The organism is Sphingomonas sp. ABOLH (assembly GCF_003951715.1).
GTDB lineage: Bacteria > Pseudomonadota > Alphaproteobacteria > Sphingomonadales > Sphingomonadaceae > Sphingomonas > Sphingomonas hankookensis_A.
Window position 1 is genome coordinate 1 of sequence record NZ_QQWV01000061.1, and the last position, 19,886, is coordinate 19,886.

The 19,886-nt window shown below is 61.5% G+C and carries 21 protein-coding genes and 2 pseudogenes; 20 read left to right on the forward strand and 3 right to left on the reverse strand.

The features are described 5' to 3' along the window. Positions 1-135 precede the first annotated feature (135 nt). The 4 genes and pseudogenes from CA237_RS20215 to CA237_RS18030 form a co-directional block, all read left to right on the forward strand. Positions 136-225: pseudogene (locus CA237_RS20215) on the forward strand (glutathione S-transferase); the annotation flags it as partial. Then, positions 222-1,190, forward strand: coding sequence for a magnesium and cobalt transport protein CorA (locus CA237_RS18020; protein WP_126015101.1), 969 nt, complete (start codon positions 222-224; stop codon positions 1,188-1,190). The pseudogene CA237_RS20215 and the gene CA237_RS18020, both read left to right, overlap by 4 nt. Positions 1,191-1,311: 121 nt before the next feature. After that, positions 1,312-1,851, forward strand: coding sequence for a hypothetical protein (locus CA237_RS18025; protein ID WP_241215542.1), 540 nt, complete (start codon positions 1,312-1,314; stop codon positions 1,849-1,851). Between the two features lie 77 nt (positions 1,852-1,928). Then, a complete protein-coding gene (locus CA237_RS18030) occupies positions 1,929-2,378 on the forward strand; it encodes a hypothetical protein (RefSeq protein ID WP_126015105.1) in 450 nt (149 codons plus the stop codon). Between the two features lie 18 nt (positions 2,379-2,396). Here the strand turns inward: CA237_RS18030 and CA237_RS18035 are convergent, their stop codons facing one another. The 3 genes from CA237_RS18035 to CA237_RS18045 all read right to left on the reverse strand — a co-directional run bounded on the left by CA237_RS18035 (position 2,397) and on the right by CA237_RS18045 (position 4,736). Beyond that, positions 2,397-3,665 carry an MFS transporter gene (locus CA237_RS18035; RefSeq protein WP_126015107.1) on the reverse strand — a complete coding sequence of 423 codons (1,269 nt, stop codon included), beginning with the start codon at positions 3,663-3,665 and terminating at the stop codon, positions 2,397-2,399. 105 nt (positions 3,666-3,770) lie between these two features. After that, positions 3,771-4,259, reverse strand: a complete 489-nt coding sequence (locus CA237_RS18040) for a DM13 domain-containing protein (protein ID WP_126015110.1) — start codon at positions 4,257-4,259, stop codon at positions 3,771-3,773. A gap of 3 nt (positions 4,260-4,262) precedes the next feature. After that, positions 4,263-4,736 (reverse strand): redoxin domain-containing protein, encoded by a 474-nt coding sequence (locus CA237_RS18045; RefSeq protein WP_126015112.1) that lies wholly within the window; start codon positions 4,734-4,736, stop codon positions 4,263-4,265. Positions 4,737-5,000: 264 nt separating this feature from the next. On the opposite strand from CA237_RS18045, the gene CA237_RS18050 reads away from it, so the two are divergent. From CA237_RS18050 to istA, 16 genes and pseudogenes are all read left to right on the forward strand, one after another. After that, entirely contained in the window at positions 5,001-5,930 is a 930-nt protein-coding gene (locus tag CA237_RS18050) for a VPGUxxT family thioredoxin-like (seleno)protein, type 2 (protein WP_241215543.1), read from the forward strand. A 303-nt stretch (positions 5,931-6,233) separates the two neighbouring features. Further along, positions 6,234-6,839, forward strand: a complete 606-nt coding sequence (locus tag CA237_RS18055) for a sulfite oxidase-like oxidoreductase (protein WP_126015115.1) — start codon at positions 6,234-6,236, stop codon at positions 6,837-6,839. Then, positions 6,832-7,578: a ferredoxin reductase gene (locus CA237_RS18060; RefSeq protein ID WP_126015117.1), complete on the forward strand. Its 747-nt coding sequence runs from the start codon at positions 6,832-6,834 to the stop codon at positions 7,576-7,578. The genes CA237_RS18055 and CA237_RS18060 overlap by 8 nt, the downstream gene beginning before the upstream one ends. 31 nt (positions 7,579-7,609) lie before the next feature. Next, a complete protein-coding gene (locus tag CA237_RS18065; RefSeq protein WP_126015119.1) occupies positions 7,610-8,875 on the forward strand; it encodes a thiolase family protein in 1,266 nt (421 codons plus the stop codon). Positions 8,876-8,890: 15 nt separating this feature from the next. Beyond that, the gene (locus CA237_RS18070; RefSeq protein WP_126015121.1) at positions 8,891-9,961 is read left to right on the forward strand and encodes an NADP-dependent oxidoreductase; all 1,071 of its coding nucleotides are present in this window, start codon (positions 8,891-8,893) and stop codon (positions 9,959-9,961) included. A gap of 200 nt (positions 9,962-10,161) precedes the next feature. Further along, positions 10,162-11,739, forward strand: a complete 1,578-nt coding sequence (locus CA237_RS18075) for a GAF domain-containing protein (protein WP_126015123.1) — start codon at positions 10,162-10,164, stop codon at positions 11,737-11,739. A gap of 13 nt (positions 11,740-11,752) precedes the next feature. Next, positions 11,753-12,115 carry a response regulator gene (locus CA237_RS18080; RefSeq protein WP_241215544.1) on the forward strand — a complete coding sequence of 121 codons (363 nt, stop codon included), beginning with the start codon at positions 11,753-11,755 and terminating at the stop codon, positions 12,113-12,115. Positions 12,116-12,209: 94 nt separating this feature from the next. Then, a complete protein-coding gene (locus CA237_RS18085; protein WP_241215545.1) occupies positions 12,210-13,964 on the forward strand; it encodes a cytochrome c biogenesis protein DipZ in 1,755 nt (584 codons plus the stop codon). Positions 13,965-14,024: 60 nt separating this feature from the next. Further along, complete coding sequence (grxC, locus tag CA237_RS18090; protein ID WP_084280927.1) at positions 14,025-14,297, forward strand: glutaredoxin 3; 273 nt, start codon at positions 14,025-14,027, stop codon at positions 14,295-14,297. 44 nt (positions 14,298-14,341) lie between these two features. Then, complete coding sequence (locus tag CA237_RS18095; protein WP_126015127.1) at positions 14,342-14,623, forward strand: DUF427 domain-containing protein; 282 nt, start codon at positions 14,342-14,344, stop codon at positions 14,621-14,623. Positions 14,624-14,648: 25 nt separating this feature from the next. Then, positions 14,649-16,406: an arginine--tRNA ligase gene (gene argS / locus CA237_RS18100; RefSeq protein WP_126015129.1), complete on the forward strand. Its 1,758-nt coding sequence runs from the start codon at positions 14,649-14,651 to the stop codon at positions 16,404-16,406. Between the two features lie 110 nt (positions 16,407-16,516). Next, positions 16,517-16,801 (forward strand): hypothetical protein, encoded by a 285-nt coding sequence (locus tag CA237_RS18105; RefSeq protein WP_126015131.1) that lies wholly within the window; start codon positions 16,517-16,519, stop codon positions 16,799-16,801. Positions 16,802-16,990: 189 nt separating this feature from the next. Continuing rightward, complete coding sequence (locus CA237_RS18110) at positions 16,991-17,491, forward strand: DNA starvation/stationary phase protection protein (RefSeq protein WP_126015134.1); 501 nt, start codon at positions 16,991-16,993, stop codon at positions 17,489-17,491. Positions 17,492-17,511: 20 nt separating this feature from the next. After that, complete coding sequence (locus CA237_RS18115) at positions 17,512-18,003, forward strand: peptide-methionine (S)-S-oxide reductase (RefSeq protein ID WP_126015136.1); 492 nt, start codon at positions 17,512-17,514, stop codon at positions 18,001-18,003. Positions 18,004-18,324: 321 nt separating this feature from the next. After that, positions 18,325-18,588, forward strand: coding sequence for a hypothetical protein (locus CA237_RS18120; protein WP_126015138.1), 264 nt, complete (start codon positions 18,325-18,327; stop codon positions 18,586-18,588). Between the two features lie 375 nt (positions 18,589-18,963). Next, positions 18,964-19,761 (forward strand): annotated as a pseudogene (gene istA / locus CA237_RS18130) (IS21 family transposase); the annotation flags it as partial. Positions 19,762-19,886: the final 125 nt, after the last annotated feature.

Genomic DNA, 19,886 nt, shown 5'->3' on the forward strand with positions numbered 1-19,886 from the left:
TCTTCAGCAAGATCAAACACTTCAGACGCATCGCAACGCGCTACGACAAACTCGCCCGAAACTATGCTGGCTTCCTCAATCTCGTCGCGGCACTCAAATGTTGCCTCTGAATGTAAACACCGCCTAGAGTACGAGACCTTCTCCAACATATCTGCTTGGCTTAAGCGCGGGCTAGCGCGGCCGGCGGTACAACGCGGCCTTCTCGTCCCGGAGAGACCCGCATGACCGTCATCGCAAGCTATTACTATAACGAGGGGAAGCGCGTAAAAGAGGTCGCGATCGATGAGCGTGTGGCCCATGACAACAGCCGCTCGGGCTTTTGTTGGATCGGGCTGAGTGAGCCGACAGCGGGAGAGCTTCGCTCGTTACAGGAATGCTACGGCCTCCACCCCCTCGCCGTCGACAACGCGATGCACCCGCAATGTCCTCCGAAGCTCGAGGTCTATAACGACGAACTCTATGTCGTTGCCAATACGGCTGAGCTGGACGGAGACCGGATACGCTACGGCAAGACAGCGATCTTCACCGGTCACAACCACCTCATTACGGTCCGGCACGGTACGCCTGGCGCGTTGGGAAATCTTCGCGAGCAGCTTGAAGCGTCACCAGCGCAATTTGGCAAAGGCGTCGACTACGTCCTGCACGCGATCCTGCATCGGATCGTCGATCAGTACCTGCCGATCTTCGAGATGATCGAGGACGATGTTCTAGCTATGGAACGTCGATCACTCGACGACTTTCTCGGCCGTGAAGAAGTCGCTCGTATTTTCGGCCTGAGGTGTGAGCTGACGAGGTTCCAGCGCATGTTGGGAGCGATGGCCGAGCTTGTGCGCAAGCTCGTGCGGGGACACTTCCCCTGCATAAGTGCCGAGGTTCGACCGTATTTCAACGATGTCGCAGACCACGTTTCGCGTGTGCAGGCAATGGTAGATGGCCTCCTGCAGGTTCTATCCACCGTCTTCGAATTCAGCAGCCTCCTGGAGGCGCAACGGATCGGGGTCATCACCCGGCAACTCGCCGCCTGGGCAGCGATCCTCGCCGTCCCCACGGCGATCGCCGGCATCTATGGCATGAACTTCAAACACATGCCGGAACTGGACACGGCCTATGGCTACTTCGTCGTGCTCGGAGTCATGACGTTGATCTGCCTCCTCCTCTTCATGCGCTTCAAGCAAGTGAAATGGCTTTAGGTATGGCGGCCGGCGCCTCACGCGAGCGCGGCCACTGCGCAGACCCCGCTGAGACCGCTCGGACTAGACGAGAAACAGAGGTGCATCCATGACAAGCCAAGTGACAAACGTCCTAGAGGCCGTGCAGACCTTCGTCGCGAACGGCTATGATCGCGAATATCGCGTGAAGGACGGGCGCCTGTTCGATCTAGAGCTGGGATCGACGCTAGATGCCTGCGCCGTTCAGGTGGATGCCGCTTTGCGGCTGGAAAGTGGCGACGATGCTGAAGACGCCTCGAACATCTACGCGATCACCGATCCCGTAACCCAACACAAAGGGTTGCTGATCGATGCTTTCGACATTTTCGACGAGACATGTCACCGTGATCTTGTCGAGCGTCTGCTTGAGCGCCGCGAAACGACGCCGGCAGGTGATGAAAGTGTTCCGAGCAAGCACGGCCTGCGGAAGGTGTACAAAGCCGAGTTCGACACCGATCCCGAGCGTTACGTCCTGCGCGAAAGCTTTCCGGACTTTCCGGCCTGTCCATTTGGCGGGGCCTTCAGTATCCTCGGCTTCGACACTGCAGAACAGACCTACGTCTGGTTGGTCACGAGTATCATTCGCGACCCGCGGCTTATCCGCATCCCGTATCAAGGCGAAGGCGTCATTACCGACGAATAGCACGGGTGGCATGCGGCGTTCCCCCGAACCGGTGGTTTCGCGTCTGGTGCATGTAAACGAACTTCAGCGAGGTGAATATGGATTGGGATAAAGATCACGTTCGAGAGACGATGCTTTCGCTTGAAACGGCCGCCTTGCACAGTGCTCGCGAGAACTACCTGGATTACGTCGCTACCGCCCGTTTGGATCGGAGCGAGACCATCGAGAACGACGAACAGGCGCAGGCCGAAGTCGCGAGCGACCTTGCAGAGGCGCTTGATGACACGCTCGATGATTATGCCGACAAGCTCGACAAGCTGAGGACGATCGACTTCGGACCGAAATCCGCTGTCACAGAAGGCGCGCTGGTCAGACTGTCGGGGCGCTACTTCGTGATCGCCGTCTCAACCAGCAAATTCGTGTGCCACGGTCAGGAGCTTATGGGAATCTCCACGACGGCGCCGATCTATGAAGCCATTGAGGGCGCTCGACCCGGAGAGACGGTGGAATTCAAGGGCCGGAGCCTTTTGGTGGAGGAGGTCGCGTAGCATGTCGTCCGGGCATCTTTAGCTCGTACCGCGGTCATCCCTGTCATTCGCTTGTACCATAGCGTCGAGCGAACCCGTGATCATCGGTGTGCTCGGGCAGCGTGCAGCCTTCGCTGCGACGGTATGGACAGGGCATCTGCTGACGATGGCCAGCGCCGAGAGGATCGTCAGCAGCGCTGCAGCGAACAGGAAGAGGCCCCCAGGACCCGCGAGGTTCATCGCGGCTCCACCGATCAAAGGTCCCACCGCAGTCCCCACACCGTTGATGAGCAGAAGACCGCGCGCTGTGCCTAGCAGCCGTCCAGCCGGGAGATCGTCGTTCGCGATGGCCACGCACAACGAGTAAATCGGAATGCCGAACCCGCCGAACAGCGCGCCTGCGACGAGTAGCAGGGACAGGGGAGCTTCGGTCGCCAGCGCTACGCCAGCCGCCGCTGCCGCAGATGCTAGGGCGGCGCCGGCAACGATCAGATTTCGCGGCACCCGGTCAGAAAGCCAGCCGAGCGGCCATTGCAATGCGAGGGTTCCCCCCAGGACGCTGGCCATGAAGGCGGAGATGCCGCCGATGTCGAGCCCGATCCTTTGGGCGAAGCTCGGACCCAGCCCCCAAAATCCTCCGATGGCCAGGCCGGCCAGGAACACTCCGACCGTTGCTAGAGGAGAGACTGACAGGAGATCCCGAAATGCGACTGGTTCTTGTGTGACCTCACCTGGCGGATGGCTGGGCAGAAGTGTGATCGGAACGACGGCGGCCGAGATCAGGATGGACACGATCAGGAACAGCGTCAGCCCTGCTGGGGTAGCTACGTTCAGCAGCGTTTGCCCGAGGGCCCACGAGCCCATGGACGCCACGCCGAAGATCGAAAGGAGCTGCCCGCGCGTCGACGGCACCGCGTGTGCGTTAAGCCAGCTTTCGGTCGCGAGGATCATGCCGGCGTAAGCGATGCCGGTGACCATGCGCAGGGGCATCCATGCCCACTGTTCCACCACCATGGCGTGGAGAAGAGCAGTGATCGATGCGACGGCCGCGAACCCGGCAAACGTCCTTACGTGGCCAACGGTTACGATGATGCGCGGCAGCACTAGCGCACCGATGGTGAAGCCCGAGAAGTAGGCGGACATCATCGCGCCGATGGCGCCGCTGGAGAACTCCTCCTGTCCAGCTCGGACGATCAGCAGGGTGCCCAGCAAGCCGTTGCCCAGCATGAGGAAGGCGACGCTCACAAGCAGAGCCGCCACTGGCGCAAGAACGAGACCGCGCGTGCAAGCGGCCCTGAGCGATTTCATCGTAGAAACCATGAACTGCCCCGACCCACTCTTCTCTTCTCTGCCAAGCAGCAAGTGTGCTGAAGATCGCCGCAGCGAGCTTGCGACATCGTTTCCTTTCGCGCCTCATGAGCCCGTCGCGGTTCGTTGATATTCAGCGGCGGTGATAAAGCGGTTGAAAGACTCGCACCAAATCACGACGGTGCTGAATGCGGCGACGTCGATGTCGGGCGAGACGGAGACGATGAAGCCATCGAAGTTTTTCACGTCACCGACACGGCGGGACATGTGCTTGATCGCGAGAAACTCGTCTTTGGTACGTACGAAGCGCGGGGCGAGGTACAGCTTGTAATCGGGGCCAGGGGACAGGCGGCCGATATGCGCTATCCGGTCGCGTGACACCTTCACACTGCCTTCGCCCCAATGAACGAAGTCGCTGCCCTCCAAACTGCGGTCAAATTGCCCAGTGTAGAGGGCCTGGTTCACTGCCGATGCTAAGGCGGCTGCATCTGGCGCGGACGGTGCCGTCAGGATCGGCAGAGCGTAAATTCCGGCAGCAAACCCGGCTGCCAGCATCGCGACGTGGGTAGTGGCAAGGATGAGCCAGCGGCGCATCGATCAAGTTTGATCCAGATGTGCCGCCACCTTGTCCGCGTCGAGATGAAAGTCCGAGAATACTACCGTTCCGCGGGCGTCGATCACGCTGAACCAGGGCGTGCCACGTGTGTGGTAATCCTCCATGAAGGTCGGGAGATGCGCGCCCGCCATCAGCGGGTCATGACCGAATGGCACGGGAAGCTCATACTTCAACTGGTTTGGTCGCAGCTTTTCGAATGTGTTCTCCTGCTCTCCCTCAAACACTGTTTGGATCACCGCGAAGCCGACGCCTCGGTTCGCCAAGCCGGCATGGAGCCGCTGTAGCGTGGGAAAGCCGTGCAGATGGCAGCCGCGGCACCAATGCTGAAACGCGAAGAGAATCTTCGGTCCTGGCCCAAGATCGGAGAGCGTGACGGGAGTGTCGAGCTGCTTTCCGTCGGCTCCAATCCATTCTCTGACGCGCAGTTCAGGAGCAAATTGTTCGACGTCGGCCATGGCGAGTTTCCTTGTTCTCCGAAGTGCCCGTCAGAACCTGGAGGGTAACCACGACCGGCCCTCGGCCGGATTTATGGCGAACTATCTCCGCTTCTGATCTGGAGAACTTGGTGCTTTGTTTCTTCGGGTATCAACCTCAAGCCGGGCCGTGGCACTATGAAGCTTGCGCCTGCGCCTTTCCAATAGCTGTAGAACATAGTTTCCATGCCTGCGGGGCCGTGACCGGTGATCTGAGTTTTGCCTCACTACATAGTGGGGATGACAATGACTGGTGTTTCGCATCGCGACCATCGCGAGCTTGGGGACGTCCCCTGGCTACGCGGCTACGACCACGGCATGGCGCTGGCCTCCGCTCAAGGCAAACCGGTGCTGCTGCTGTTTCAGGAAGTGCCGGGTTGCTCGACGTGCGTGCACTTCGGGCAGGACGTTCTGACGCATCCGCTGATGGTGGAGCTGATCACCGACCGGTTCGTGCCGGTGGCGATCTTCAACAACCATCCTGGAGCGGATGCCGAGATCTTGCGCCTCTATGGTGAGCGATCCTGGAACAATCCGGTCATGCGGTTTCTCCGACCCGATGGCGCCGAGCTGCTGCCGCGCTTGGCCGATCGCTACGATCCGCTCGGGTTGCATGAAAAGCTCAGTACCGCTCTGCAGATGCTCGACGGCGATGTTCCCTCGTACTTCCGTCTTCTAGGGCGCGACTTGCTGATCGAGAGTGGCCTAAACGGAAACGCCGTCTACATGACACCCTGTTTCTGGTCCGGGGAGACGAGCCTTGCACAGCATCCGGCGGTGATTACGACCGATGCGGGCTGGGTGGACGGCGAGGAAGCGGTGCAGGTTCAATTCGATCCGAAGGCGGTCACGCGGGCCGACCTAAACGCTTATGCCCGTGAAGAAGGCTTCGCACCGGCAGCGCCCGGCGGCTTCAGCTTGGATCGGGAGCCTCAATTCTACCTGCGTAAGAACGGCGTCCGCCATCTGCCGTTGACGGCGGCGCAGCGAACGCAAATCAACCTGGCGCTGCCTTACCGCAAATCCGTCCCCGAGTTGCTCAGCCCGTCGCAGTCCGTCTGGCTCGCAAACCCGCTTTTGCAGCGAGTGAGCAACGGAGAGACCTACCGCGAAGATATTCGCCATAGCTGGCCGGTGTTGAGGGCGCAGCTTGGTTCGGCTCGCGAAACCGATTGATACCGGAAGGTCTCGTCGAAACTCAGGCTTGCGGTAGAGTCGGTGATCACGCTGCAATCGATGCCTTCGAGGCTATCGAAACTATAGTGACAGGGTATTGGGAAAGAGCGTTGCTCTAACGGTATAGTCCAAACGTACTCGTCACATTTCCCGGCGAGCGATGTCTGCGTAATTCTGACAGAGCGTCAGGTAACGAGTTTTCTGAAAATCCGTTTTCGAACGGGTTCGCGTGCGAAAGTCCCTTGTCGCAGGAGTGTGAGCGGAAAACGAGGCCCGTGCTGTCGCGACGAGAAGGAGAGTCCGATGGTCACAAGAGGTTTTACCGGACGCGGATCGGGCGGCGATCAGTCCGGCCGTATCCCCCCTGGCCAGCATCTCGTCGACAACTTCCCGGTTCTCACAGCGGGACCGACGCCAAACATCGATACCTCGAAGTGGAACTTCACGGTCAAGGTCGGACCGAAGCCAGCGAAGGTCTGGAACTGGAGCCAGTTCAACGCTCTGCCCCAGACCAAGGTGAAGAAGGACATCCATTGCGTCACTTCGTGGTCCAAGCTGGACACGGCCTGGGAGGGCGTGCTGATCGAGGACATCCTGGCCGATGCCGGACTCGATCGCCCGACCGATTTCGTGCTGGTGCATTCCTACGATGGCTATTCGACGAACGTTCCGCTGGCGGATCTGCTGTCCGATAAGGCGATGGTCGCGCTCAAATATGCGGGGCAGCCACTTCCGCGTGATCACGGTGGCCCAGCTCGGCTGCTCGTTCCGCACCTTTATTTCTGGAAGTCGGCCAAATGGGTGAAGGCGCTACAATTCACGACGCGCGATGAAGCCGGTTTCTGGGAGCTGCGCGGCTACCACATCTACGGCGATCCTTGGCGCGAGCAGCGGTACACGCATGATTGAGGGCGCTGTGCAGGCTGCTCGGTGGCAGAAATCCGTTGTTGAGAAAATCGTTCAGCAAACGCCGGCCATCAAGAGCTTCTTCCTCCGGTTGGGTGACCCGTTCACTCATGTGGCGGGCCAACACGTCGATGTGCGATTGACCGCCCCTGACGGCTACATGGCGATGCGCAGTTATTCGATCGCCTCACCACCCGATGGATCGGGCATCGTTGAGCTCGCCATCGAACGCCTTTCGGACGGGGAGGTCTCCCCCTTTTTTCACGACGTAGCAGCGGTCGGTGACGAGATCGAACTTCGCGGTCCGCTAGGCGGACATTTCCTCTGGCCGGAGGGCGCAGCGGAGCCTGTGTTCTTGATCGGTGCAGGCTCGGGCCTTGTGCCGCTGATGGCGATGATACGACAGCGCCGCATAAAGGCGCAGAATGTGCCGACGGCACTGCTCCTATCGGCGCGCACCGCTCGCGACGTCCTGTACGCCAAAGAGCTCCAAGCCATCGAGTTCGATGACCCCAGCTTCGTGCTGTCCCTGGCGATCACGCGTGAAGCACCGTCGCGTGAAACCGACTTCGCGCGACGGATCGATGGCGCAATGGTGCAAGAGGTCATCGCTCGGCTTCCCAGCACGCCTGCGCACGTCTTCGTCTGCGGTTCGAATGGCTTCGTGAACATCGCAACGGACGGCGCGCTGCTCGCCGGCCTGGCCGCCGCTACAATCAAGACCGAGCGCTACGGTGGCTAACGGCGCAGATCCAGAGTCCGGGGAGACTATCATGAGCCGTTTCGCCAAACCCGTCTTCTTGGCTGCCGGTCTTCGTACCCCCTTCGGTCGCGGGGGCGGGGCGCTGGCCGCTTACGACGCAGTCTCGCTGTCTGTCCCGGTGGTACAGGCGATGGCGCAGCATGCCGAGCCCGACTTCGTCGTCTGGGGGACCGTGATACCGAACTTGGGTTGGAGCAACATTGCCCGCGAGGTCTGGCTCGATGCCAAGCTTAACCCGAGTGTGCCGGCATTCTCGGTCGTTCTCGCTTGCTCGACCAGCATGACTGCGACCTTCGCCGCTGCAGGCATGCTCGGCGGCGGAGCAGACCTGTCGCTAGTCGGCGGGGCCGAGGTCATGAGCCGACCCTCGCTTGCCCTGACGGCCGAAGCGTCCAAGCGGCTTACGGACCTCTTCGCGAAGGATGCAGGTGCCGCGCTGGCCGCGCTGCAGTCGCTCACCGTGCGGGACTACGTCCTGCCAACGAAGGGTTGGGCCAATCGCATCACCGGCCGTACAATGGGCGACCACATGGAGGAAACTGCCAAGGCTTGGAACATCTCGCGCGCGGCGCAGGACGATTGGGCGCTCAAGAGCCACCAGCGTGCAGTCGCTGGCTGGAGTAGCGGCTTTTTTGACGATCTCGTGGTCCCGCTTCCTGAGCTGACGCACGACGCCAATCCGCGGGCCGATACGTCGATCGAGCGGCTCGCCGCGCTGAAGCCAGCCTTCGACCGGGATAGCGGGCTGGGAAGCATTACGGCCGGCAACAGCTCACCGATTACCGATGGCGCGGCTGGTTGCTGGGTCGCCAACGAAGCCGGCATTGCCAGACTGCCGACTGATACCCCGCACGTCCGGCTGGTCGATTACGAGATGTCGGCCGTCGATCTCCACACAGAGGGACTGCTGATGGCGCCGTCCTATGGCATCCCTCGCCTCCTCTCACGGCACCGGCTCGGCTTCTCCGACATCGCTCTGTGGGAAATCCACGAGGCCTTTGCAGCACAGGTGCTGGCGAATGTCGCGGCCATCACCGATCCCGATTGGGTGCGCGCAAAGGCGGGTGTCGAGGCGGACATGGGTCCGTTCGATTGGGAGCGGGTCAATCCCATGGGTGGCTCAGTGGCGATCGGGCATCCGTTCGGCGCCACCGGTGCCCGCGACCTCAGCCAGGCGGTGAAAGAACTGTGGGCGCTACCGATCGGATCACGCGCGATCGTTAGCATCTGCGCCGACGGTGGCCAGGGCACTGTCGCTCTTCTCGAACGCGTTTGAAGGGAGAGCTGAGAGGTGAAGGCTATTCGTTTTCATGAGTTCGGCGCGCCGAGCGTGCTTCGATACGAGGACGCTCCAAAGCCGGAGGTGAAGCCGGGTGAGGTGCTGGTCCGCGTGTCGGCGGCCGGGATCAACCCGCCCGATTGGTATCTTCGGGAAGGGTATGCAGAGCTGCCGCCCGAATGGCGGCCGGAGGTCGCGTTTCCGGCGATTCCCGGGTCCGATGTGTCGGGCGTCGTCGAAGCTGTTGCCGATGACGTGCAGGATTTCGCGCCGGGTGACGAAGTCTTCGGGATGATCCGCTTCCCAAGCTACGGCGACAGCCTCGGATATGCCGAGTACGTGTCCGCGCCATCATCCGATCTCGCCCTCAAACCGAACACGATCGATCACGTTCACGCCGCAGCCACTCCGATGTCGGGCCTGACCGCGTGGCAGTTCCTGATCGACCTGGGTCACTACGAACCTAATCGCCTGCAGCCAGATAGGCACCGGCCAGTCCCGCTCGCGGGCAAACGGGTCCTTATCAACGGCGCTGCGGGCGGGGTAGGTCACCTTGCAGTTCAGCTCGCCAAGCAGCGAGGTGCGAGAGTAATCGCCGTCGCATCCTCTCGCCACGCAAACTTCCTGGTTGATCTCGGCGCTGACCAGTTCATCGATTATACGAAGACGGCGGCAGAGGATGTCGTGCGAGACGTCGATCTGGTGATCGATGCTGTTGGAGGCCCTGCGGCAGACCGCTTCCTTCGCACGCTCCGCAGCGGCGGCGCTTTGTTTCCAATTTTTCCGTTAGGCTTCGCCGGCCACGACGAAGCAGCCCGCCTCGGCGTGACCGTGTCGGCAACACAGGTGAGATCGAACGGCGCGCAGCTCGCGGAGCTCGGACGGTTGCTTGAAAGTGGGGCGGTCCGCGTCGCAGTGGACAGCACCTATCCGCTATCGCAAGCGGCTGTGGCGCATGAGCGCGCTGCGGCCGGGCACATCCAGGGAAAAATCGTGCTCACGGTCGATGGCGCCGAGCCCCATCCTCATCGAGCAACTTCTGCGTCTCAAACGACGTGGCCGCCGCGTCTGACGGGACACTGAAGTGACGGCGCTAGCTCAAGCCCTTGCTTCAGACCGCCAGGAGCTCTGCGCTATGTCAATGCGTGCTTGCGTCAGCGGAGCGACGCGGGGGGGGCTTCGCTCTCCGAAGCGATGCGCGGTATCGTCTCGCAGTTTCGCGCCCTCAAAAAGCAGCTTTTGCTGGGAGGAGACCAGTGGGACTGAGCGCTGACACGACCGAGATGAGCGCGATGTCGCGCCACAAGGCACTTGCGGATCTGATGGTCCTCGACACTCCCGCCGAGCAAGCGTTCGACGACCTTGTCTTTGTTGCGGCCAAAGCTTGCGGTGTGCCGATCGCGATGATCAACCTTCTCGATGTTGATCGACAGTGGTTCAAAGCTAGATACGGCCTAGATGTCCAGGAAACGGAGATCGAGCAATCTATCTGCCGGATCGAGATCGATCGTGGAGAGATGCTGGAGATAGCGGACCTGACCGCCGATCGGCGCACGGATCACAATCCGCTTGTCACAGGTGCCCGGCACTTCCGTGCATATGCCGGCGCGCCCCTCGTCCTTCGTTCCGGGGCCATTGTCGGTAGACTGTGCGTCATCGACACCGCGCCTCGGCCGGAAGGGCTGAGCGAATTGGAGAGGTCGATGCTGCGGGCTCTCGCCCGTCTTGCTAGCGAGAATCTCGAACTTCGTCGCATCGCCAAGGTCAGCGAGCGTCAGACAGAGTTGCAGGTCGCGTTGGTCGAGATCGGCGAGATCATTCGCAACAGCGACGATGCCGGCCAGATGGCTTTGGCGACCGCTGCGGTTGTGGGACGGGCGCTGACTGCCGACCGCGCCGGACTGGGGTTGGTCGATGACGATGAGGAGGTGCTTGACGTCGAACGTGACTGGACTGCTCCCGGTGTCCTCAGCGTCGCCGGCCGGCACGCGCTCGACGAGTCTCACGGCTTGCAAGCTCCTCTCTCCAGCGGAGATCCACTTGTCGTATTCGATTCCCTGGCCGACGAACGGACATTGCCGAACCTAGCGCTCGCCATGCGCAACGGGGTACGTGCGCTTGTCGACGTGCCGGTGCGGGACCCGGGCCGGACGACCGCCCTGTTCTTCGTTCATTCGGCACGGCCTAGATATTGGCTAGCAGAGGAGATCGCATTTCTCCGCAGCGTCGCCGATCGGCTCGAGGCGGGCGTGGCGCGCCATCGATCTGAGGAGCAGCAGCGCATCGTAAACGGTGAGATCGCACACCGGCTTAAGAACACGCTGACTATGGTTCAGGCAATTGCGAGCCAGACGCTGCGATCAGCGACCGACCGTGAGTCCGTCTATGCTTTCGAACGCCGCCTGATGGCATTGAGCGCCGCGCACGACGCCCTGCTTCAGAATAGCTGGGCGCAGGCTGACCTCGCATCCATCGCGACAAATGCCATCGAGGCGATCGGCTTCATGGATCGCGTCAGTATGAACGGCCCATCGGTTGCGCTTGGAGCACAGGCAGCGCTGTCTCTCTCATTAATCTTGCACGAGCTCCTGACAAACGCCTGCAAGTACGGGGCGCTCAAGGGCGACAGTGGAAAAGTATCGCTGACATGGGAAATCAAGAGCGATGGTGATGATGCTGGCCTCATGATCAAGTGGCGCGAACGGGGTGGACCTCTCGTCATCCCACCGGCGCGCCGCGGCTTCGGCTCCAAGCTCATCAGCATCGGTCTAGTCGGGACTGGTGGTGTGGATATTCGTTACGATCCGGAGGGGTTTGAGGCCGACTTGCGAGCGCCGATCCGCCATCTGGGAAAGGGCTGACGTAGGAATGCGCATGATCATAAGGCCCGTAATTCTCGTCGTGGAAGACGAGCCAATCGTCCGGCTGTTCGCTTCGGACATAATCGAGGAGGCTGGTTTCGAAGTGCTTCAGGCAGCCGACGCCACCGACGCGATCAGCACCTTGGAAGAACGCTCAGATGTTCGCGTCGTCTTTACGGACGTGGATATGCCCGGCGGGATGGATGGCATCATGCTGGCGATCTGCATTCGCGAGCGCTGGCCCGACATCCAGGTTATCATCACGTCAGGACGACCTTGGCCGCAGGAAGCCAAGCTGCCGAAAAACATGGTCTTTTTCCCAAAGCCGTATCGTCAGGACCGGGTGTTGGAGACGGTCCGGAAGATGGCGGCATGATAATTGGTGCCTGCGCATTTTGCATCCACGCCGCCAAGCGTCTGAGCACCATTAGGGACCGAGCCTCTCACGACCCTGAGCCCAGGCTATTTTCATGGTCGAGGAGGAATCACCGGTGCTGCTGCTAATCCTTTCTTACCTCGCCGGGGCGCTGACTATCATCAGCCCTTGCATCCTGCCGGTGCTCCCGTTCGTGTTCGCGCGAGCGGGTCAACCGTTCATGCGCAGTGGTCTGCCGCTCCTATTGGGGATGGCGGTGACGTTCGCCGGAGTGGCGACGCTGGCGGCAGTCGGCGGCAGCTGGGCCGTACAGACGAACAGCCTCGGGAGAGCGGTGGCGCTGCTGATACTGGGGGTGTTCGGGTTGCTGCTCGCGTTCCCGGCGCTTGCCGATCGAGCCACCAGACCGATCGTCAGGCTCGGCGCCCGGCTCACGGAAGCCGCCGGACCAGAGCGGACTGGTGCCAGCTTCTGGGCATCACTGCTCCTCGGGGTTGCCACCGGTCTTCTTTGGGCACCGTGCGCCGGACCGATACTGGGATTGGTACTGACCGGAGCCGCTTTGAACGGCGCCACTATCGGCACTTCGCTGCTGCTGCTGGCTTATGCCGCTGGCGCGGCAACATCGCTCGCGCTGGCGCTGCTCATCGGCGGACGCGTGTTCGCGGCGATGAAACGGTCGATCCGTGTGGGAAATTGGTTCCGCCGCTCTCTGGGCGCGCTGGTGCTTCTCGCAGTAGGCGCCATCGCTCTGGGTCTCGACACGGGCTTGCTGACCAAGCTGTCGCTCGCCGGAACGTCCACCGTCGAACAAAGACTCCTAGACGGCTTCCGGGTAGACGATCGTTTGGGGCAGACCAGCACTCTTGGGGATGGTCCGCTCGACATCGAAGGGAAATTGCCACCGCTCACCGGCGCAACGAGTTGGCTGAATTCTGCGCCGCTCACGCGCGAGGCGTTGCGCGGCAAGGTCGTCCTGGTCGATTTCTGGACCTACAGCTGCATCAACTGCCTTCGGACGCTGCCCTACGTAAAGGCCTGGGAGCAGAAATATCGGGCGGCCGGGCTCGTCGTGATTGGGGTTCACGCCCCCGAGTTCGCCTTCGAGAAGGATCCTGATAACGTCGCGAAGGCCGTGCGCGACTTAGGCATCACCTACCCCATCGCACTCGATAACAATCACGCGATCTGGCGCGCCTTCGACAACCGCTACTGGCCGGCTCACTACTTCATCGATGGCGGCGGCCGCATCCGATATCATCATTTTGGCGAGGGCAATTACGCCGAATCCGAGAAGGTCATCCAGCGGCTTCTTGCCGAAAATGGCCACGCGGTCGGCGACATGCGGACCGTATCGGTGCGCACTGCGGGATCCTCTGCGGCAGCGAGCTTGAACGATGTACGCTCACCCGAGACGTACCTGGGCTATGTGCGTGGCGAGCGTTTCACGTCACCGGGGGGCGTCGTGCGCGAAACCGCGCACGACTATTTCGCGCCGTCTCAGTTGCCTCTGAACGCCTGGGCGCTTTCCGGACGCTGGCTTGCAGGGTCGGAACATGTCTCATCACAATCCGCCGGGGCCCGCATCGTCTACCGGTTCCATGCCCGCGACGTCCACCTTGTGCTCGGCCCTTCCGCTACGGGCCGACCGGTCCGGTTCCGCGTCACGATCGACGGCAAGCCACCCGCTAGCGATCATGGCTCGGACATCGACGACGCCGGAAACGGCGCGATCGAGGGACAAAGACTCTACCAGCTCGTACGGCAGAAGGGCGCCGTTCGCGAGCGCACATTCGCGATCGAGTTCCTCGATCCCGGCGCTCAGGGCTTTGCCTTCACCTTTGGCTAAGTCTGTTAGGTTTGAGCCGTTGCAATCCATCCCAACTACGAATGATCGGAGACGAGAGCCATGACGCCGAAGATTCTCATCTTTACGACCAACTGGTGCCCCTTTTGCCGGCGCGCAAAAGCACTGTTCACCGAAAAGGGTGTGAAATGGACTGAACACGACATCGAGGATGATCCTGCTCAGCGGCAGGCCATGGAGGAAGCGACAGGACGGAGCACCGTTCCGCAGATCTTCATCAACGGCAAGCACATCGGGGGCTCTGATGACCTCCTGGAGCTCGATGCCAAAGGCGAGCTCGACAAGCTTCTCGCGGGTGAGGTCTCCGCGACCTGATCAATGGTGCCGCTCACCCAATCGATAGAGCGAAGGAGCGCACGATGGTTTCTGCAGTTTGGAACGACGCCACTATCGCCTCGAGCGAGAAAACCGTGATTGTCGACGGCAATCACTACTTTCCGCCCGAAGCCGTCGATCATACTCGGCTCGAGGCAAGCGATCATTCGTCCGTCTGTCCGGTAAAGGGTCGGGCGCGTTATTATCACGTTCGGGTGGGCGAAGAGTGCAACCTGAACGCGGCTTGGGCCTACCCCAACCCGACACCGAGAGCCGAAGCGATCAGAGATCATGTCGCTTTCTGGAAGGGCGTGGAGGTTGCGTAGCAGGCTCCGCGCCGGGGGCCCGCTGATGCCAGCAGCGCTTCACGCTCGCGTCTCCGAACACGTCGGGCGGGCGCTCGACAGGCTGGAGACGTCTGGCGAGCTGCCGACCGGTCTCGCACGGAGCGGCATGACTGTGGAAACGCCGCATGACGCTGCGCACGGCGACCTGTCGACCAACGCTGCGATGGTGATGGGGAAGCGCGCCGGGGTCCCGCAGCGGCAGCTCGCCGAGGCGCTGGCCAGCCGGCTGACGGCGCTCGAGGAAGTGACAAGCGTCGACGTCGCCGGCCCGGGCTTCGTCAATTTGCGGCTGACCGATGACGTGTGGCGGGACGAGCTGGCGGCGATCGCACATGCGGGCGAGCGATATGGCAAATCGGACACTGGTGCCGGCAAGACGGTGAACGTCGAATATGTCTCGGCCAATCCAACCGGCCCGATGCACGTGGGGCATTGCCGCGGAGCAGTCGTCGGGGACGCGCTGGCGAACCTGCTGGTGTTCACCGGGCACCGCGTAACCCGCGAGTACTACGTCAACGATGCCGGCGCACAGGTGGACGTCCTCGGGAGATCCGCCCACCTTCGCTACCTCGAGGCGCTGGGCGAAAGTATCGGCAACATCCCGGAAGGCCTGTATCCGGGCGACTATCTCAAGCCCGTGGGCCAGGCCTTGGCTTCGGACTTCGGCGATCGCTACCGACATGCCCCGCAGGCCGCGTGGCTTCCGATCTTCCGTTCGCACGCCGTGGCAGCGATGATGGAGACGATCCGCGCGGACCTCGCGCTGCTGGGCGTTCGCCATGACCGCTTTGCATCTGAGGCCGAACTGCTCGAAGCGGGACGGCCCGCCGCCGCCGAGGCTTGGCTGCGCGAGCGCGGCCTGATCTATGATGGCGTGCTTGATCCGCCCAAGGGAGAAATCCCAGAGGACTGGCAACCGATCGAGCTGCCGCTGTTCCGCTCGACGCTCTTTGGCGATGATCAGGACCGGCCGATCCGCAAAGCAGATGGAAGCTGGACTTACTTCGGCGTCGACCTCGCCTACCACTTCGAGAAGGCCCGCGACGCCGATGAGATGATCGACGTCTGGGGTGCGGATCATGCCGGCACGGTGAAGCGCATCGTCGCAGCTACCGATGCCCTCACCGAAGGGCGCAAGCGCTTCGACGTCAAGCTGGTGCAGATTGTTCGGCTGCTTCGCGAAGGCGACCCAGTGAAGATGTCGAAGCGTGCAGGCAACTTCGTGACCCTCGCCGATGTGGTGCGAGAGGTCGGCAGGGATGTCGTTCGTTTCACCATGCTCACCCGCAAGGCGGAGGCGCCAATGGACTTCGACTTCGCGAAAGCGGTCGAGGCGTCGCGTGATAATCCGGTCTTTTATGTTCACTATGCGTACGCGCGCATACATTCGCTTTCTCGACGAGCAATCGAGGCTAAGATCGACTTGCGCGTTGAGCCCGACCTTTCCCTCCTAGACGGTCGGGACTTGATCTTAGTGAAGTTGATGGCCCAGTTTCCGCGAGTAGTGGAGGCCGCTGCATCAGCGCGCGAACCGCATCGGATCGCCTTCTTCCTCGCCGATCTGGCGGCGGCTTTCCACGGCCTGTGGAATGCCGGATCCGATGATCCGGCGCGCCGCTTCATCCGCGACGATAACGCGCCGCTCAGCCGCGCACGGCTCTTCCTGGCAGCTGCCGTCGGACAGATCATCCGCAATGGCTTGGCGCTGATGGGCGTCGAGCCGATGCAGCAGATGCCTCGGAACGACGTTGATTTCGGTTAAGCGGATGAATTCGCTGCGCAGCGGTCGGGTAAGCCGGGTGGCTCGCTGGTCCGCGGTTATGCTGCGGATCGGCCCCGTTCCTGCTAGCCGAATGAGGGCTATCTTCGGTTATGCACTCGCCGCCTGAAAAGGAGAAAGCCGCCTTCGACGCAGCGTGGGAACGGCTGCCAAGCGGCTACAGTGAGGGCGTTTTTGACGGCTACCGCTACGGCGTGACCGTTAAGCGATCTGACGACGGTCGGCGAAACAGTCTGTTCGCGAGAGATCTCGCCGCCACCGATATCGTAAGCTTCAACCTGTACCGCCTGGAAAGCGGCGAGACATTACTCAAACCCTGCGAAATGTCCTCAGAGAAGGTAGTGCGGTTCGTGCTCGGCTTTACTCTCGCGGAATAGCCTTGTGTCGAGTTCTGCTTAGCCACTACCATAAGTGTTTCGCTCGCAGCCCCGGTCCCGTCAGGCTATCGAAACTATAGCCGCGAGTCATTGGACTTAGACCGTAGGTGACCTCATTCTGACGGCCTCTACAGCCTAAGGGGAATCGATGTCGGCTCCTACGAAAGCCACCGATCAGGGAGCCTTCTGATGACCGACGCTGCAGCTGCGCAACTTGCAACTCCGACCGACCTTGATGAGGCCGCAACGATGACCGTCGCGGACGCGCTCAAGATTATCCTCGCAAACAGCTATGCAGTCTACCTGAAGACCAAGAACTTCCACTGGCATGTCTCTGGACCCTACTTCAGGGACTATCATCTTCTTTTCGATGAGCAGGCGGCGGAGATCCTGGCCGTCACCGACGCCATCGCCGAGCGCGCCAGAAAGACGGGAAATCGCACACTTACATCGATTGGTGACATCGCGCGTCACCAGACTATCCGGGACAACGATGCCGAGTTCGTGACGCCGCAGGAAATGCTGGCGGAGCTAAGGGCCGACAACCTCCATATGGTGGAAGGGTTTCGGAAGGCGAAGGCAGTCGCGGATGAGGCAAAGGACAACGCCACCTCTGGCTTGGTCGACGCTTGGACCGATGAGGCCGAGCGCCGTGCTTGGTTCCTGTTCGAGGCCAGCCGGCCGAGCTAATGAGCGCCAGCTCGAGGTAGATGATGTTGAAGGTTGGCTTTGGTGGCGGCTGCCATTGGTGCACCGAGGGTGTGTTTCAAGCGTTACGAGGGGTCACGCAGGTCGATCAGGGCTATCTGCAATCCGAGCCGCCGGCGGACACTTGGGCAGAGGGCGTCGTCGTGACGTTCGACCCGTCCACCATCAGCCTGGAAACGCTCGCCGAGGTGCATCTTAGAACGCATTCATCGAGCAGAGCTCGTTCCCCGCGTGGGAAGTACCGCAGCGCAATCTATATCTTTGAGCCGGGACAACGGTTGGAGGCTGAGCGAACGGTGTGCCGGTTCGCGGAAGAAGCCGAAAAGACGATCCACACGCAGGTGGTGCCGTTCGTCGACTTCTTGCCATCGGAGGAGCGCTACCAGAACTACTATCGCAACGATCCCAATCGGCCATTCTGCCGCCGATACATCGATCCGAAACTCGATCTCATCCGCCGCGAATATGCGGAACATGCGCTACCAGGAGGGTGAGCACGTGCGTGCTTCGTCGAGCTGGAATGCAAGGTCGATGAAGCCGCTAAAGCCCGCTGTCGTGTGCGCTGCCGGTTTTCTTCTGCAGGCGGCGCCCATGCGCTCGCGAGTAGATCCCACGCGGACTCGAAGGCTCGCCCGGTTAGCGAGGTGATGTCTCTCGGCAGACAATTTGAAGGTGCGCTCCCTCAGAAAGATCAGATCTGAGACGGCAATGCAAATTCGGAGCGCGCGTTAGGGGAGGAAGACCGATGATGGTCCCGATGATCTCAGTGCTGTCTCCGTCCCGGCTGTGATCGAGGGGGTTAAAGGAACATGCAGGTGACGATCCTCGCGATCATTACGGATGGCACACACTGTGTGAGCCTCCATCAGTCCCATCTTGCAGCCTGGAGCCAACTCATGAGCTTCATCGACGCGAGATGGTCCGAGCGTATGGGATCTACAGCTCCGCCGGGTGATGGCGAGGCGAGAGCGCAGGTATTCTTTCGACACAATGATGACGACCTGTACGCGATCATCGATGCTGACGTCTCGGAACTCCAAGAGGCATTGGGTTCAGCCAGCGACCCCGTCGTTGGTTAGCGCGGCGGCCCGCCAAGCTGTTGCGACCACATCGAACCAAGGGGCGCGCTATGTTCGAATGCCTTATTCTTGGCGACAGCATCGGGCTCGGCACAGCGAAGGCGATCAACAGCCAGTATGCTCCGCGTTGCGACGTTCAAGCGGCCGAAGGGGCGACAGCGGCGCAGATCCTGAGTTGGAGGAGGCCGATCAAGATCTATGGCAGTTGCGTCTTTGCGATTGGCTCAAATGATCCGCCCGGTGCGCCTCTCGCCAGAACTGTGGATCGGCGTGGAAAAAGGACCCCGGTAGCGGGGTGATCGGCGTCGAAAAGGGACCCCTCATCCCGGTGGTCTAGGCTGTTCGCTTGGCGGTGTGTCAGGCGGCGAGATCGGGATGCTGGTATTGGAGACGGTGTTGAGGATCCGGCGCGAGCACGCGTCGGGGAAAGCCATCAAGGCGATAATGCGCGACCTGCATCTGTCACGTGGGGTGGTGCGCAAGGCGATCCGGTCGCCGGAGGCGGACATGGGCTACCGACGCGAGGTTCAGCCGCTGCCGAAGATCGGACCATTCCAGGTGCGACTGGATGCGCTGTTGGAGGAAGACGAGGCACGGCCGCGGCGCGAGAAGCTGCGCATCACGCGTATCCACGACCTGCTGCTCCGCGAGGGGTTTGACGGCTCGTATGATGCGGTGCGTCGCTATGCGGCCCGCTGGCGGCAGGCGCGGCGTCGCGACGTGATGGATGCGCCGGCGTTCATCCCGCTGCTGTTCCGGCCGGGCGAGGCCTATCAGTTCGACTGGAGCCATGAGGACGTCGAGATCGCGGGCAAGCCGATGCGCGTGAAGGTCGCGCATGTGCGGCTGTGCGCGTCGCGAGTGATATACGTGCGAGCCTATCCCCGCGAGACGCAGGAGATGCTGTTCGACGCGCATGCGCGGGCGTTCGCTTTTTTCGGGGGCGTGCCAACGCGCGGCATCTACGACAACATGAAGACCGCGGTGACGAGCGTGTTCACCGGCAAGGAGCGGGTCTTCAACCGGCGGTTCCTGGTCATGGCCAACCACTACATGGTCGAACCGACGGCATGTTCGCCGGCAGCCGGTTGGGAGAAGGGTCAGGTCGAGAACCAGGTGCAGACGGCACGTGGCCGGTTCTTCCAACCACGCCTGCGCTTTGCCAGCATTGAGGGGTGACTACACGAAAGTGACGTATCTGCACGCTAAGGGCGAACAAATCCGGTACGATGCCAGCAGATGCTATTCGCAGGCTTTCCTGCCCCTTTTATGTGGTGCCGCCCTACGGGCGCCGATAT

Bases quoted from the DNA above. Each gene is read 5' to 3' on its own strand.
- CA237_RS18075 (WP_126015123.1), top strand. From the start codon at position 10,162: ATGAGCGCGATGTCGCGCCACAAGGCACTTGCGGATCTGATGGTCCTC.
- CA237_RS18060 (WP_126015117.1), top strand. From the start codon at position 6,832: ATGATTGAGGGCGCTGTGCAGGCTGCTCGGTGGCAGAAATCCGTTGTT.
- CA237_RS18055 (WP_126015115.1), top strand. From the start codon at position 6,234: ATGGTCACAAGAGGTTTTACCGGACGCGGATCGGGCGGCGATCAGTCC.
- CA237_RS18065 (WP_126015119.1), top strand. From the start codon at position 7,610: ATGAGCCGTTTCGCCAAACCCGTCTTCTTGGCTGCCGGTCTTCGTACC.
- CA237_RS18080 (WP_241215544.1), top strand. From the start codon at position 11,753: ATGATCATAAGGCCCGTAATTCTCGTCGTGGAAGACGAGCCAATCGTC.
- CA237_RS18110 (WP_126015134.1), top strand. From the start codon at position 16,991: ATGACCGACGCTGCAGCTGCGCAACTTGCAACTCCGACCGACCTTGAT.
- CA237_RS18095 (WP_126015127.1), top strand. From the start codon at position 14,342: ATGGTTTCTGCAGTTTGGAACGACGCCACTATCGCCTCGAGCGAGAAA.
- CA237_RS18030 (WP_126015105.1), top strand. From the start codon at position 1,929: ATGGATTGGGATAAAGATCACGTTCGAGAGACGATGCTTTCGCTTGAA.
- CA237_RS18035 (WP_126015107.1), bottom strand. From the start codon at position 3,665: ATGAAATCGCTCAGGGCCGCTTGCACGCGCGGTCTCGTTCTTGCGCCA.
- CA237_RS18115 (WP_126015136.1), top strand. From the start codon at position 17,512: ATGATGTTGAAGGTTGGCTTTGGTGGCGGCTGCCATTGGTGCACCGAG.
- grxC (WP_084280927.1), top strand. From the start codon at position 14,025: ATGACGCCGAAGATTCTCATCTTTACGACCAACTGGTGCCCCTTTTGC.
- CA237_RS18085 (WP_241215545.1), top strand. From the start codon at position 12,210: ATGGTCGAGGAGGAATCACCGGTGCTGCTGCTAATCCTTTCTTACCTC.
- CA237_RS18020 (WP_126015101.1), top strand. From the start codon at position 222: ATGACCGTCATCGCAAGCTATTACTATAACGAGGGGAAGCGCGTAAAA.
- CA237_RS18040 (WP_126015110.1), bottom strand. From the start codon at position 4,259: ATGCGCCGCTGGCTCATCCTTGCCACTACCCACGTCGCGATGCTGGCA.
- CA237_RS18105 (WP_126015131.1), top strand. From the start codon at position 16,517: ATGCACTCGCCGCCTGAAAAGGAGAAAGCCGCCTTCGACGCAGCGTGG.
- CA237_RS18050 (WP_241215543.1), top strand. From the start codon at position 5,001: ATGACTGGTGTTTCGCATCGCGACCATCGCGAGCTTGGGGACGTCCCC.
- CA237_RS18045 (WP_126015112.1), bottom strand. From the start codon at position 4,736: ATGGCCGACGTCGAACAATTTGCTCCTGAACTGCGCGTCAGAGAATGG.
- argS (WP_126015129.1), top strand. From the start codon at position 14,649: ATGCCAGCAGCGCTTCACGCTCGCGTCTCCGAACACGTCGGGCGGGCG.